The 14,116-nt window shown below is 58.0% G+C and carries 15 protein-coding genes and 1 riboswitch; of the genes, 9 read left to right on the forward strand and 6 right to left on the reverse strand.

Annotation, left to right across the window (positions count from 1 at the left end):
* Positions 1–522 precede the first annotated feature (522 nt).
* Positions 523–2,112, forward strand: coding sequence for a bifunctional phosphoribosylaminoimidazolecarboxamide formyltransferase/IMP cyclohydrolase (gene purH, locus FND52_RS21285; protein ID WP_144133154.1), 1,590 nt, complete (start codon positions 523–525; stop codon positions 2,110–2,112).
* A gap of 10 nt (positions 2,113–2,122) precedes the next feature.
* The gene (purD, locus tag FND52_RS21290; RefSeq protein ID WP_144133156.1) at positions 2,123–3,415 is read left to right on the forward strand and encodes a phosphoribosylamine--glycine ligase; all 1,293 of its coding nucleotides are present in this window, start codon (positions 2,123–2,125) and stop codon (positions 3,413–3,415) included.
* 34 nt (positions 3,416–3,449) lie between these two features.
* Here the strand turns inward: purD and FND52_RS21295 are convergent, their stop codons facing one another.
* From FND52_RS21295 to nudC, 6 genes are all read right to left on the reverse strand, one after another.
* Positions 3,450–4,151, reverse strand: a complete 702-nt coding sequence (locus FND52_RS21295; protein WP_144133158.1) for a DUF1481 domain-containing protein — start codon at positions 4,149–4,151, stop codon at positions 3,450–3,452.
* Positions 4,152–4,157: 6 nt separating this feature from the next.
* Positions 4,158–4,430: a nucleoid-associated protein HU-alpha gene (gene hupA, locus FND52_RS21300; protein WP_002438605.1), complete on the reverse strand. Its 273-nt coding sequence runs from the start codon at positions 4,428–4,430 to the stop codon at positions 4,158–4,160.
* A gap of 186 nt (positions 4,431–4,616) precedes the next feature.
* Entirely contained in the window at positions 4,617–5,207 is a 591-nt protein-coding gene (locus tag FND52_RS21305) for a YjaG family protein (RefSeq protein WP_125295691.1), read from the reverse strand.
* Between the two features lie 44 nt (positions 5,208–5,251).
* Positions 5,252–5,923 carry a deoxyribonuclease V gene (gene nfi, locus FND52_RS21310; protein ID WP_125295692.1) on the reverse strand — a complete coding sequence of 224 codons (672 nt, stop codon included), beginning with the start codon at positions 5,921–5,923 and terminating at the stop codon, positions 5,252–5,254.
* Between the two features lie 14 nt (positions 5,924–5,937).
* Complete coding sequence (gene hemE / locus FND52_RS21315) at positions 5,938–7,002, reverse strand: uroporphyrinogen decarboxylase (protein ID WP_144133160.1); 1,065 nt, start codon at positions 7,000–7,002, stop codon at positions 5,938–5,940.
* A gap of 35 nt (positions 7,003–7,037) precedes the next feature.
* A complete protein-coding gene (gene nudC, locus FND52_RS21320) occupies positions 7,038–7,814 on the reverse strand; it encodes an NAD(+) diphosphatase (RefSeq protein WP_125295711.1) in 777 nt (258 codons plus the stop codon).
* 100 nt (positions 7,815–7,914) lie between these two features.
* Here nudC and rsd point away from each other — a divergent pair, with 100 nt between their 5' ends.
* The 7 genes from rsd (at position 7,915) to thiH (ending at position 14,089) form a co-directional block, all read left to right on the forward strand.
* A complete protein-coding gene (gene rsd / locus FND52_RS21325; protein WP_125295694.1) occupies positions 7,915–8,433 on the forward strand; it encodes a sigma D regulator in 519 nt (172 codons plus the stop codon).
* Between the two features lie 68 nt (positions 8,434–8,501).
* Positions 8,502–8,611: riboswitch (TPP riboswitch) on the forward strand.
* Positions 8,612–8,727: 116 nt separating this feature from the next.
* Positions 8,728–10,626, forward strand: a complete 1,899-nt coding sequence (gene thiC / locus FND52_RS21330; RefSeq protein WP_144133162.1) for a phosphomethylpyrimidine synthase ThiC — start codon at positions 8,728–8,730, stop codon at positions 10,624–10,626.
* Positions 10,626–11,267 carry a thiamine phosphate synthase gene (thiE, locus tag FND52_RS21335; RefSeq protein WP_144133164.1) on the forward strand — a complete coding sequence of 214 codons (642 nt, stop codon included), beginning with the start codon at positions 10,626–10,628 and terminating at the stop codon, positions 11,265–11,267. Before thiC ends, thiE begins: the two co-directional genes overlap by 1 nt.
* Positions 11,254–12,009, forward strand: coding sequence for a HesA/MoeB/ThiF family protein (locus FND52_RS21340; protein ID WP_144133166.1), 756 nt, complete (start codon positions 11,254–11,256; stop codon positions 12,007–12,009). Before thiE ends, FND52_RS21340 begins: the two co-directional genes overlap by 14 nt.
* On the forward strand, positions 11,993–12,193 hold the full coding sequence (gene thiS / locus FND52_RS21345; protein WP_144133168.1) for a sulfur carrier protein ThiS: 201 nt from the start codon (positions 11,993–11,995) through the stop codon (positions 12,191–12,193). The genes FND52_RS21340 and thiS overlap by 17 nt, the downstream gene beginning before the upstream one ends.
* Before the next feature lies 1 nt (position 12,194).
* Complete coding sequence (thiG, locus tag FND52_RS21350; RefSeq protein ID WP_125295699.1) at positions 12,195–12,965, forward strand: thiazole synthase; 771 nt, start codon at positions 12,195–12,197, stop codon at positions 12,963–12,965.
* Positions 12,962–14,089, forward strand: a complete 1,128-nt coding sequence (thiH, locus tag FND52_RS21355) for a 2-iminoacetate synthase ThiH (protein ID WP_144133170.1) — start codon at positions 12,962–12,964, stop codon at positions 14,087–14,089. The genes thiG and thiH overlap by 4 nt, the downstream gene beginning before the upstream one ends.
* Positions 14,090–14,116: the final 27 nt, after the last annotated feature.

Consider the following 14,116-nt stretch of genomic DNA (forward strand, 5'->3'; position numbering starts at 1 on the left):
ACGTGTTCACTCAGAGACTTGATAATTCTTTGTGTACCCGGAGGTACTGAGATATCAATCCTGCGAGTGCCCACACAGATTGTCTGATAAATTGTTAAAGAGCAGTTGCGACGCGGCTTACAGCTCACTGTCGCGAGGTGGCGTATATTACGCTTTCCTCTTTCAGAGTCAACCCTGATTTTCAGGATTTTTCTCTTCAATCTCCGCCGTTACATTGTGATGTTGTTCACATGTTCCGTGTCGATGGAGGCGCATTATAGGGAGTTCTTTTGTCACCGCAACAGGAAAATGACAGAAAAATGACTGACTGCTGCATTCCACAGCAAAACCCCGCCTTATACCCATTTACACACAGAGTTATCCACATCCCGTCGAAATTCTAAAAATTCGCGAGCGTTGCGCAAACGTTTTCGTTACAATGCCCGCGCAAAAACAAGGATGCCCCGCGAGGGGCGTTAGCTGAGTTTTTAACGAAAAATTCAGCTAACGCTCTCTGTAATCGTCAAATCCAGGGGATTTACCATGCAACAACGTCGTCCAGTGCGCCGCGCTCTGCTCAGTGTTTCTGATAAAGCCGGTATTGTCGAATTCGCTCAGGCGCTTTCCCAACGTGGTGTGGAGCTGCTGTCTACCGGCGGCACTGCCCGCCTGTTAGCAGATAAAGGCCTGCCGGTAACCGAAGTGTCTGACTACACCGGTTTTCCGGAGATGATGGATGGACGCGTCAAAACGCTGCACCCTAAAGTTCATGGCGGCATTCTGGGCCGTCGCGGCCAGGACGATGCCATTATGGCTGAACACGCCATCGCGCCAATCGACATGGTGGTCGTTAACCTGTATCCATTCGCGCAAACCGTGGCGCGTGAAGGCTGCTCGCTGGAAGATGCGGTCGAGAATATCGATATCGGCGGCCCGACCATGGTGCGCTCCGCCGCCAAGAACCATAAAGATGTCGCCATCGTGGTAAAGAGCAGCGACTACACCACCATCATTAATGAAATGGATGCCAATGACGGTTCCCTGACGCTGGATACCCGTTTCGATCTCGCAATCAAAGCGTTCGAGCACACCGCTGCCTACGACAGCATGATTGCCAACTACTTTGGCAGCCTGGTTCCCGCCTATCACGGCGAGAGCAAAGAACCCGCTGGCCGCTTCCCCCGCACGCTGAACCTGAACTTCATTAAAAAGCAGGACATGCGTTACGGCGAGAACAGCCATCAGAACGCAGCCTTCTATATAGAAGAAGAAATCAAAGAGGCCTCTGTGGCGACTGCCACCCAGGTGCAGGGCAAAGCGCTTTCTTACAACAACATCGCCGACACCGACGCGGCGCTGGAGTGTGTGAAAGAGTTCAGCGAACCGGCATGCGTAATCGTGAAGCATGCTAACCCATGCGGCGTGGCGGTTAATGATTCCATTCTCGAAGCCTACGATCGCGCCTATAAAACCGACCCGACCTCCGCGTTCGGCGGCATCATCGCTTTTAACCGCGAACTGGATGCCGAAACCGCGCAGGCCATTATTTCCCGTCAGTTTGTTGAAGTGATTATCGCGCCGTCAGCCTCGGAAGAAGCGCTGAAAATCACGGCGACCAAACAGAATGTGCGCGTTCTTGTTTGTGGTCAGTGGAAACAGCGTGTACCGGGGCTGGATTTCAAACGCGTCAACGGCGGTTTACTGGTGCAGGACCGCGATCTCGGCATGGTGAGCGAAAGCGACCTGCGCGTGGTGACTAAACGCCAGCCGACCGAACAGGAGCTGCGCGATGCGCTGTTCTGCTGGAAAGTGGCGAAGTTCGTGAAGTCCAACGCCATTGTGTATGCCAAACAGAATATGACCATCGGCATTGGCGCAGGCCAGATGAGCCGCGTGTATTCCGCGAAAATCGCCGGGATTAAAGCAGGCGACGAAGGTCTGGAAGTGAAAGGTTCCGCGATGGCGTCCGACGCTTTCTTCCCGTTCCGCGACGGCATTGACGCCGCTGCGGCTGTGGGTATCAGCTGCGTGATCCAGCCTGGCGGCTCTATCCGTGATGATGAAGTCATCGCCGCCGCCGATGAGCATGGCATTGCCATGATCTTCACCAATATGCGTCACTTCCGCCACTAAGGATCTGAGAATGAAAGTATTAGTGATTGGCAACGGCGGGCGCGAACACGCGCTGGCCTGGAAAGCGGCCCAGTCGCCGCGCGTGTCTACCGTGTTTGTCGCACCAGGCAACGCCGGGACTGCGCTGGAGCCGGCATTACAGAACGTGGCGATTAACGCTACGGATATCGCTGGCCTGCTGAGCTTCGCGCAGAATGAAAAAATCGATCTGACCATCGTCGGCCCGGAAGCGCCGTTGGTGATTGGCGTGGTGGATGCGTTTCGCGCCGCCGGGCTGAAAATCTTCGGCCCCACCCAGGGTGCCGCACAGCTGGAAGGTTCTAAAGCCTTCACCAAAGATTTCCTGGCGCGTCATAACATCCCGACGGCGGAATACCAGAACTTTACCGAGGTCGAACCCGCACTGGCGTACATTCGTGAGAAAGGCGCACCGATCGTGATTAAAGCCGACGGTCTGGCGGCAGGCAAAGGCGTGATCGTTGCCATGACGCTGGAAGAAGCCGAATCTGCCGCCAAAGATATGCTGGCCGGTAACGCCTTTGGCGATGCAGGGCACCGTATCGTGGTGGAAGAGTTCCTGGACGGCGAAGAAGCCAGCTTCATTGTGATGGTCGATGGTGAACACGTTGAGCCGATGGCCACCAGTCAGGACCACAAGCGCGTCGGCGACGGCGATACCGGTCCGAATACCGGCGGCATGGGCGCGTACTCCCCTGCTCCGGTGGTGACTGCCGATGTGCACCAGCGCACCATGGAGCGCGTAATATGGCCGACCGTGCGCGGCATGGCGGCGGAAGGCAACACCTATACCGGCTTCCTGTATGCCGGGTTGATGATCGATAAGCAGGGCAATCCGAAGGTAATCGAATTTAACTGCCGCTTCGGCGATCCGGAAACCCAACCGATCATGCTGCGTCTGCAGTCCGATTTGGTGGAGCTGTGCCTGGCAGCCTGCGACGGCAAACTGGACGAAGTGCAATCCCAGTGGGACGCGCGTCCTTCGCTGGGGGTAGTGATGGCGGCGGGCGGTTATCCTGCTGACTACCGTACCGGTGATGAAATCCACGGGCTGCCGTTAGAAGAGGTTGCCGACGGGAAAGTGTTCCATGCGGGCACCAAACTGGCGGACGACGATCGCGTGCTCACCAACGGCGGGCGCGTATTGTGCGTTACTGCGCTGGGAGACAGCGTAGCGCAGGCCCAGCAGCGCGCCTGTGCGTTAATGAAGGATATTCACTGGGACGGCAGCTTTAGCCGCAGTGATATCGGCTATCGCGCCATTGCGCGGGAAAACGCAAAATAAACTTCAGCCGCCTACGGGCGGCTTTTTACTGCCCTTAAAACGTCGCCGCTTTCGGTTGCCAGTGGCAGTAATCCTGATTGGCTACCAGCAGCAGTTGGGTGCCTTCCGGCGCTTCCAGCCACGCCATGCTCACCTCAAGGGAAGAATGCGCCTGACGGCGTTCGATATGGCTTATCGCGACTTCATCCAGCGCGGGCTTGAGGGTTTCCCCTTCGCAGGTGGTTACCGTGCGGTTGGCATGCCAGCGCCCTTGTCTCAGCACCACGTTGCCGGTGCGTAACGCATCGCTGGTCGCGCGCATTTGTTGGGCCTGATAGCGATACAGCGCGATGGTATCGTCGGAGAGCTGTTGCTTCTGACCGTCCACTTCGCGCTGCATAAAACTCAGCTCGCCGTGGTCATCAAAACGCACTTTCACATGCTCTGGCGGTCTGGAATAAATATTGGTTTCAATCAGCGCGAGCGACTCGCCCTGCCAGCGGTATTCGCGGGTAGTGGTATTGCCGGCCCGCCAGGGGCTAAACACCACCAGCATGCGCACCGCGTCGTTGCTGCCGTCTTTACGCCAGATCCTTACCGCGCCCTGATCGGCGGCATAACCGCTGGCGGTAAAAGGAGGAAGGGTGGAATTGCGGCTACAGGCGGTAAGCAACAGCGCACCGGCTGCCAGAGCCAGTGAGCGCCAGGTAAACAAAAGGGGCGATATCGCCCCTTCGTTAAAACCTTTTGCCGTCACAGCGAATTACTTAACAGCGTCTTTCAGAGCTTTGCCAGAAACAAATGCCGGCACGTTTGCTGCGGCGATTTTGATTTCTTTACCGGTCTGCGGGTTGCGGCCAGTACGCTCAGCGCGGTGGTTCACTTTGAAGGTACCAAAACCAACCAGTTGTACAGCATCGCCTTCTTTCAGAGACTCAGTAATTGCAGCCAGAGTGGATTCCAGTGCTGCTTTAGCCTGGGTTTTAGACAGGTCAGCCTTGTCTGCAATTACATCAATCAATTGAGTCTTATTCATAAGTTATCCTTACAATGTGTTTATCGCTTGCTAAGCATCGAGTGCGACGAAAATGCCAGAAAAGCACTCTCCTGCATACACGCACCGATAGCCACTTTTTTTCGCCTCCCAAATGTAGACCAGACGGGGGGCCAATTGGAAGCCTTCAGGTGAGACAAAACAGGTGATAAGTCACGTTTTATTGTCTCATTGCTGCAAATTTATACCGATATTACTGGTTCCGTCTTCACGCAGGTCGGCCCGCAGGCCTTTGATAAGCTCTATATCACGCTCTTCGCAGTCAGCCAGCAGGCGGAAAATCTCCCACTGAATGTCCCATTCCTGCTCAACAGCCGGGTTGACTCTCAGCTCTTCATCGGTCATTTCGCGACCAGCCTGCGACATCTCCAGCATGGCGACGGTAGTGATAGACGCTTTGCTGACTTCAACGGCATGTTCCAGCGTTTCGCCGCTTAACCGGGAATGCACCAGCTCGCTCAGCGCGACGCAGGCATCAATTGCCGGGTAAACGCCATAAATATCGTAGTCATCCGCAGCGGGAATTGCCTCTTCGAGTTTATCGAGTTGAGAGTCAAAGTTCACCTTCGCATCCTTTACCGTCAGCGTTTCCCAGATTAAATCCAGAATACGGCGGTACAAATGCGCATCACCATAGCCGGTTTGCTGGCAGAAAATCGCGTAATTGGGATACATCCGCTCACACAGCGACGCCATAAATGTCACGTGCTGCCAGCTTTCCAGCTTCTCAAGGCGCAGGTGAATCGGGTTTTGTAACATAGTGGACTCTCATAAACCGAATTTTGAGCGGGAGTGTACCTGAATCACCCCTGAATTTCCTGCCAACGAACAAACGCCCGCCGCCCGGATGCCACCGCATCGGCCCAGCGCGTCGGCTCAGGGAGCCGGTAACCCGCCATGCAGCGCTGTACCCACAATAGCGCGCTGTCCTGGCTGATACGATGCCCTGTGGCAATGAACAAAGGATTACAGCGTCGTTTACTGCGCCATACCCACGCCAGCTGCTCGCCTTTATCCATCAGCGGCTGTAGCGCGCCCTGCTCTTCATCCAGCGGTTCAAATTTGCCGCACAGACGCTTTTTCGCCACGCCGATGGTCGGCACATCCACCAGCAGGCCGAAATGGCTGGCAACGCCGAGGCGGCGCGGATGCGAAATACCGTGGCCATCGACAAACAGCAGGTCGGGTTTCTGCGACAGCATTTCCCACGCCTTTAGCAGCGCGGGATACTCACGGAAGGATAAGAAGCCGGGAATATAAGGCATGGTGGTAGCGATACGCGCCACCTGATATTCAACCAGTTCCAGAGAGGGGTACTTGAGCAGCACCATCGCCGCCCGGGTCACTTCGCCGCCTTGTTCAAACCCGACATCCGCGCCTGCGATCAAGCGCGGCGGATCCTGTAACAGCCGATCCTCGCGGATCACCTGCGACGCCAGTTCCCGTTGTTGATCGCGTAGCGTAGCGAGATCCATTCCCCCTCCTCGGTTTACTTGTGATAAGGCGCCGATAAGCGATGCACCGCCTCGACAAACGCACCCGCGTGTTCTGGCGGCACATCCTGATGAATACCGTGCCCAAGATTAAAGACGTGGCCTTCACCCTGGCCGAAACCAGCAAGTATAGACGCTACTTCTTGTTCGATGCGCTCCGGGGCCGCGTACAGCATGGAGGGATCCATATTCCCCTGCAGCGCCACTTTATCGCCTACGCGACGACGCGCATCGGCAATATCGGTGGTCCAGTCCAGGCCCAGCGCATCGCAGCCGGTTTCCGCCATCAGCTCCAGCCACTGGCCGCCGCCTTTGGTGAACAGGGTTACCGGCACGCGTTTGCCGTCCTGCTCGCGCAGCAGGCCGTCGACGATTTTGTGCATGTAATAGAGCGAGAACTGCTGATAGTCGCGCCCGGTCAACACGCCGCCCCAGGTATCGAAAATCATCACCGCCTGCGCACCGGCGCGGATTTGCGCGTTGAGATACAGGGTGACGCTTTGCGCCAGCTTATCCAGCAGGTTATGCAGAGTTTGCGGATCGGCGTACATCATCTTTTTGATCACGGTAAAGGCTTTGCTGCTGCCGCCTTCCACCATATAGGTCGCCAGCGTCCACGGGCTGCCGGAGAAACCGATTAACGGCACTTCGCCTTTTAGCTCGCGGCGAATCGTCCGTACCGCGTTCATCACATAGCCCAGTTCCTGCTCCGGATCGGGAACCGGCAGTTTATCAACGTCGGCTTTACAGGTGATGGGCGAGGTAAAACGCGGACCTTCGCCGGTTTCAAAATAGAGCCCGAGGCCCATGGCATCAGGAATGGTCAGGATGTCCGAAAAGAGGATGGCCGCATCCAGCGGGAAACGACGCAGCGGCTGGAGCGTCACTTCACAGGCCAGCTCCGGGTTTTTACACAGCGACATAAAGTCCCCGGCCTCGGCGCGGGTGGCCTTATATTCCGGTAAATAACGGCCGGCTTGTCTCATCATCCATACCGGCGTGACGTCTACGGGCTGGCGCAGCAGCGCACGGAGGTAACGATCGTTCTTCAATTCGGTCATTTTTGCATTTCCTTAAGCGACAAGGGGCCAGTGTATCACGAGCCGTACTCTGCCCGGCACAGCGCCACCGTATCTTCAATTAAGCGGCGGGCGACGGTGCCCGGCGGCGGCAACAGGGGCAAATCGTCAAAGCGATACCAGCCTGCGTCCAGCAATTCTTTGGGGTCGATCTTCAGCTCGCCGCTGTGGTATTCCGCCATAAACGCGGTCATCAGCGACTGCGGAAAAGGCCAGGGTTGGGAAGTCACGTAACGCAGGTTCTTCACGGTGATCCCGCTCTCTTCCATCACCTCACGCGCCACCGCCTGCTCCAGGGTTTCGCCCACTTCAACAAAACCGGCTAACACGGTATACAAACCGTTGCGGTGACGGGTGTGTTGAGCCAGCAGGATTTTATCCTGGTGGCGAATTGCCACAATGATGCAAGGGGAAATTTGCGGGTAATATCGCTGACGGCAGTGATGACACAGCATCGCCCATTCGGTTTTACTGGGATGCATCTCGTGACCGCAGTATCCGCAGAATTTATGGGCGCGATAAAACTCGGCTAACTGCACCCCTCTGCCCGCCAGCTGAAACAGCCCGACGTCCTGATCGATGACCTGGCGAACCGAGCCCATATCCTGGCGTTTTGCCTGGCGGACCAGCCACACCGGCTCGCCTTGCCACTCACCAATTTGCGCCGCCACTTGCCCGGTCAGGCCGAAATTTTCTGCATTACCGTGAGGCAACTCTCCCTTTGGTAACCATAATTTTTGTTCATGGCTGACTATCCACCAGCCATGGTCTATTTTTTGTAATAGCCGTTCCATAATCGGTTGCACTACCTCAGCTTCGCTGGCATGTTGTTAACATTATTTTTACATTTTTGGGTTGTTGGACAATTAAATTTTATATCTTACGGAGTCAATCATGCTAAATCAGCTGAAGAGCCTGACAGAGCGCGTCGGTGGTAGTAACGAACTGGTCGATTACTGGCTGAATGCCCGCAACCACCTGTTGGTCTCCTATTACAAATTAGTGGGCATTAAACCGGGCAAAGAAGCGGTTACCGCGTTAGATGAAAAAGCGCTGGACGATTTTTGCCACGCTCTGGTGGATTACCTGTCCGCCGGTCATTTCAATATTTATGAGCGCATCATCAGCGAGATGGAAGGCACCAGTCCGCTGCTGGCCGCCACTCAAATCTACCCCCTTCTGGAAGCGAATACCCAGGAAATTATGGATTATTACGATACCCACCTGGAAAACGCTATCGACCATGATAACTGGCTGGAATTCCAGACCGCGCTGTCGGACATCGGCGAAGCAATGGCGTCGCGTTTCGCGCTGGAAGACAAGCTCATCGTGCTCGCCTTTGATAACGACCTCAAAGAGAGCATGGGTGCAGAGAGCGCCAATGACGACACCGCGGTTGCACGTCCGGCTTGAACTCCGGATCGTTAACGCGTAGTTTATTTGTGCCCTTGATGGCTGACGGTTACCGCCAGTAATCAAGGTTTTTCTTGTCGGAGTGCCCAGTGCGCAAGCACGGGCTGAGACCGTTAATTCGGGATCCGCGGAACCTGATCAGGTTAATACCTGCGAAGGGAACAAGAGTAATTCAGCATAAACCTGCCCAGCTGCACCTGCTTTTCCGGGGTTGCCGCACCTCAAACGTACAGGTTCTGTTACTCCCTCCGTTGTTCTGACAAGCCCTTTCCTGCTGATTAACTGGAACGCGCTATGTCTGTTACTACTAAACCAAACCGTCGCGAAACCCGCGCACAGGCCCAACACTTTATCGATACCCTGGAAGGCACCGCTTTCCCGAATTCATCACGCATCTATCTTGCCGGCTCGCGTGACGACATCCGGGTGCCGATGCGTGAAATCCAGCTGAGCCCAACACTTATTGGCGGCAATCAGGATGCGCCGCGCTATGAGCCCAACGAGCCGGTGCCGGTGTACGACACCTCCGGTCCCTATGGCGACCCGGCGGTGCAGATTGACGTCCACGCCGGTCTCGGCAAACTGCGCAGCCGTTGGATAGCCGAACGCAACGATACCGAATCCCTGCCGTCATTAAGCTCCGCCTATACCCGTGAACGCCTGGCTGACGAAGGGCTGGATGAGCTACGCTTCACCGGCCTGCTTACGCCGCAACGCGCCAAAGCGGGCCGCCGCGTCACGCAGCTGCACTATGCGCGTCAGGGTATCGTGACGCCGGAAATGGAATTTATCGCCATCCGCGAAAACATGGGCCGGGAGCGCATTCGCACCGCCGTGTTGCGCCAGCAGCATCCGGGCGTCGGTTTTGGCGCACAGTTGCCGGACAACATCACGCCGGAGTTTGTCCGGGATGAAGTGGCCGCCGGGCGCGCCATCATTCCCGCCAACATCAACCACCCGGAACTGGAGCCGATGATCATCGGGCGCAATTTCCTGGTGAAGGTGAACGCCAATATCGGCAACTCCGCCGTCACATCATCCATTGAAGAAGAAGTGGAGAAACTGGTCTGGGCCACGCGCTGGGGCGCAGATACGGTGATGGATCTGTCCACGGGCCGCTATATCCATGAAACCCGCGAATGGATCCTGCGTAACAGCCCGGTGCCGATCGGTACGGTGCCGATTTACCAGGCGCTGGAGAAAGTGAACGGCATTGCCGAAAACCTCAACTGGGAGATGTTCCGCGACACGCTGATTGAGCAGGCCGAACAGGGCGTGGATTACTTCACCATCCACGCGGGGGTACTGCTACGCTACGTGCCGATGACCGCCAAACGCCTGACCGGGATTGTCTCGCGCGGCGGCTCGATCATGGCGAAGTGGTGCCTGTCTCATCATCAGGAGAATTTCCTGTATCAGCATTTCCGCGAGATCTGCGAAATCTGCGCGGCCTATGACGTTTCCCTCTCGCTGGGCGACGGCCTGCGTCCCGGTTCGATTCAGGATGCCAACGATGAAGCGCAGTTCGCCGAGCTGCATACCCTGGGCGAGCTGACCAAAATCGCCTGGGAATACGATGTTCAGGTGATGATTGAAGGCCCGGGCCATGTGCCGATGCAGATGATCCGCCGCAATATGACCGAGGAGCTGGAGCACTGCCACGAAGCGCCTTTTTACACGCTGGGGCCGCTGACCACCGATATCGCGCCGGGCTATGACCATTTTACCTCGGGGATTGGCGCGGCGATGATCGGCTGGTTCGGTTGCGCGATGCTGTGCTACGTCACGCCGAAAGAGCATCTGGGCTTGCCCAACAAAGAAGACGTTAAGCAGGGGCTGATAACCTACAAAATTGCCGCCCACGCCGCTGACCTCGCCAAAGGCCATCCTGGCACGCAGATCCGCGATAACGCGATGTCGAAAGCGCGCTTTGAATTCCGCTGGGAAGATCAGTTCAACCTGGCGCTGGACCCGTTTACCGCGCGCGCCTGGCACGATGAAACCCTGCCGCAGGAGTCCGGCAAAGTTGCCCATTTCTGTTCGATGTGCGGCCCGAAATTCTGCTCGATGAAAATCACCCAGGAAGTGCGTGACTACGCGGCGGCGCAGGAGCGCGCAGCGGGCTTAACGGATATGGCAAACAGCTTCCGCGCTAAAGGCGGTGAAATCTATCTGCGTCAGGAGGAAGCGTAATGATTGAGCCACTGTTTCCCCCGGTGCCGAAACGGCTGGGCCTTTACCCGGTCGTTGACAGCGTCGAGTGGATCGCCCGCCTGCTCGACGCGGGCGTCCGCACCCTACAGCTGCGCATCAAGGATAAGCAGGACGATGAGGTCGAGGGCGACATTATTGACGCCATCGCTTCAGGCCGCCGCTATCAGGCGCGCCTGTTTATCAATGACTACTGGCGGCTGGCGATTAAGCACCAGGCCTACGGCATTCATCTGGGCCAGGAAGATCTGGAAACCGCCGATCTGGATGCTATCCGCGCCGCCGGTTTGCGGCTTGGCGTGTCCACTCACGACGATATGGAAATCGATATCGCGCTGCGGGCGCAGCCTTCCTATATCGCGCTCGGCCACGTGTTCCCCACCCAAACCAAGCAGATGCCCTCTGCGCCGCAGGGTCTTGAGCAACTGGCCGCCCATGTGCAGCGGCTGGGGGATTACCCAACGGTCGCCATCGGCGGTATCTCTCTTGAGCGCGCGCCGGCGGTGCTGGCCACGGGCGTCGGCAGCATTGCGGTGGTCAGTGCCATCACTCAGGCGCAGGACTGGAGAGCCGCTACGGCGCAGTTATTGACACTGGCGGGAGCAGGCGATGAACGATCGTGATTTTATGCGCTACAGCCGACAGATCCTGCTGGAGGATATCGCCGTTGACGGGCAACAGCGCCTGAAAAACGCGCGGGCGCTGATTATCGGGCTCGGCGGGCTGGGCTCGCCTGCCGCACTGTATCTGGCGGGAGCGGGTGTCGGTACGCTGATACTGGCGGACGACGATGAGGTGCACATAAGCAATCTCCAGCGCCAGATCCTGTTTACCACCCAGGATATTGGCACCCGCAAAGCCGACGCCAGCCAGCGTCGCCTGCAACAGCTTAATCCAGATATCTTGATTGAGGCGCTGGCGCAGCGGCTGGCGGGCGATGCGCTGCACCGCGCCGTCGCCCGCGTCGATGTGGTGCTGGATTGCAGCGATAACATGACCACCCGCCAGGCGGTCAACGCCGCCTGCGTGGCGCTGGATAAGCCGCTGATCAGCGCCAGCGCCGTGGGTTTTGGCGGGCAGTTGATGGTACTGACGCCGCCCTGGCGGCACGGCTGCTACCGCTGTTTATGGCCGGACAACGCCGAGCCGGAACGCAATTGCCGCACGGCGGGCGTACTCGGCCCGGTGGTCGGCGTAATGGGCACGCTACAGGCACTGGAAGCCATCAAACTGCTGAGCGGTATTCCCGGTTCGCATCACCAGCTGCGGCTGTTTGACGGACGCCGCCACCAGTGGCGCTCGCTGAATCTGCAACCCGCGCCACATTGCCCGGTATGCGGAGGTCGCCATGCGGATTGCGCTTAACGACCAGCAGACCGACTGCGCCGAGGCCATCACCCTGCACACGCTGCTGGAACAGCAAGGGTTGCTGACGCCGGGTATCGCCCTGGCGGTCAACGACGCCATCGTGCCGCGCGGTCAGTGGTCAGAACACGTTTTGCAGGACGGCGATAGCGTGCTGCTTTTTCAGGTTATTGCCGGAGGCTAAAATGTTACGCATTGCTGATAAAACCTTTGATTCCCATCTGTTTACCGGAACCGGGAAATTCGCCTCGCCGCAGTTAATGGCCGACGCCCTGCGCGCCAGCGGCAGTCAGCTGGTCACCATGGCGATGAAGCGCGTGGATTTGCGCCATCATCAGGACGCCATCCTTGCTCCCCTTCAGGCGCTGGGCGTAACGCTGTTGCCTAATACCTCCGGCGCGAAAACCGCCCAGGAAGCGGTATTCGCCGCGCAGCTGGCACGAGAAGCGTTAGGAACCCACTGGGTAAAACTGGAAATCCACCCTGACGCGCGCTATCTGCTGCCCGACCCTGTCGAAACGCTGCTGGCCGCCGAACAGCTGGTGAAAGCGGGCTTTGTGGTGCTGCCTTACTGCGGTGCCGATCCGGTGCTGTGCAAGCGGCTGGAGGACGTGGGCTGTGCGGCGGTGATGCCGCTTGGTGCGCCGATTGGCTCTAACCAGGGGCTGCAAACCCGCGCGCTGCTCAACATCATTATCGAACAGGCCACGGTGCCGGTGGTGGTGGATGCCGGTATCGGCGCGCCGAGCCACGCCTGCGAAGCGCTGGAAATGGGCGCATCGGCAGTACTGGTGAACACCGCCATTGCCGTGGCCGACGATCCGGTGGCGATGGCGCAGGCGTTTCGTCTGGCGGTGGAGGCCGGCGTTACCGCGCGTGAGGCCGGTTTAGGTGCGCGGCAGTGGCGCGCTGAAGCCTCCAGCCCGTTAACCCAGTTTCTGGGGGAGGCGCAATGAAAACCTTCACCGACCGCTGGCGCGAGCTGGACTGGGACGACATCCGGCTGCGTATCAACGGTAAAACGCCTGAGGATGTCGAACGCGCATTGCGCTGCCCTCGCCCGGGACGCGAGGAGATGATGGCTTTGCTCTCCCCCGCCGCCGACGCGTACCTCGAACCGCTGGCCCGGCAGGCGCAGCGTCTGACCCGCCAGCGCTTCGGCCACACCGTCAGCTTTTATGTGCCGCTGTATCTGTCCAACCTGTGTGCCAACGACTGCACCTACTGCGGGTTTTCCATGAGCAACCGCATTAAACGCAAGACGCTGGACGCCGATGAGATTGCGCGTGAATGCGCGGCCATCAAGGCGTTAGGGTTCGATCATCTCTTGCTGGTGACCGGCGAGCATCAGGGCAAAGTCGGCATGGACTATTTCCGGGCGCATTTCCCGGCAATCCGCCAGCAGTTCGCCTCGCTGCAAATGGAAGTACAGCCGCTGGCGGAGCAGGAGTACGCCGAGCTGAAAACCCTCGGACTGGATGGCGTGATGGTGTATCAGGAAACCTATCACGAGGCGGTTTATGCGCGGCACCATTTGCGCGGCAACAAGCAGGATTTTTTCTGGCGGCTGGAGACGCCGGATCGCCTTGGACGCGCCGGGATCGACCGGATCGGACTGGGCGCGCTGATTGGGCTATCTGACAGCTGGCGCGTGGATTGTTATATGGTGGCGGAGCATCTGCTGTGGCTGCAACAGCACTACTGGAAAAGCCGTTACTCGATTTCGTTTCCGCGCCTGCGCCCTTGTACCGGCGGCGTGGAACCCGTGTCGATTATGGATGAACGCCAGCTGGTGCAGACCATTTGCGCATTCCGCCTGCTGGCCCCGGAGGTGGAACTGTCGCTATCGACCCGCGAATCCCCGGCGTTTCGCGATAATGTCATCCCGCTGGCGATCACCAGCGTCAGTGCGTTTTCGAAAACCCAGCCCGGCGGATATGCCGACGACCATCCTGAGCTGGAGCAGTTCGCGCCGCACGACGCGCGCAGACCGGAAGAGGTCGCTGCCGCGCTGAGCCGATCGGGCATTCAGCCGGTATGGAAAGACTGGGACAGCTTTTTGGGAAGAAACGGCCATTAACGATTCGGGGCGGCAAAACCGCCCCGT

Source organism: Atlantibacter subterraneus, assembly GCF_007570865.1.
In the GTDB taxonomy this organism is placed as follows: Bacteria; Pseudomonadota; Gammaproteobacteria; order Enterobacterales; family Enterobacteriaceae; genus Atlantibacter; species Atlantibacter subterraneus.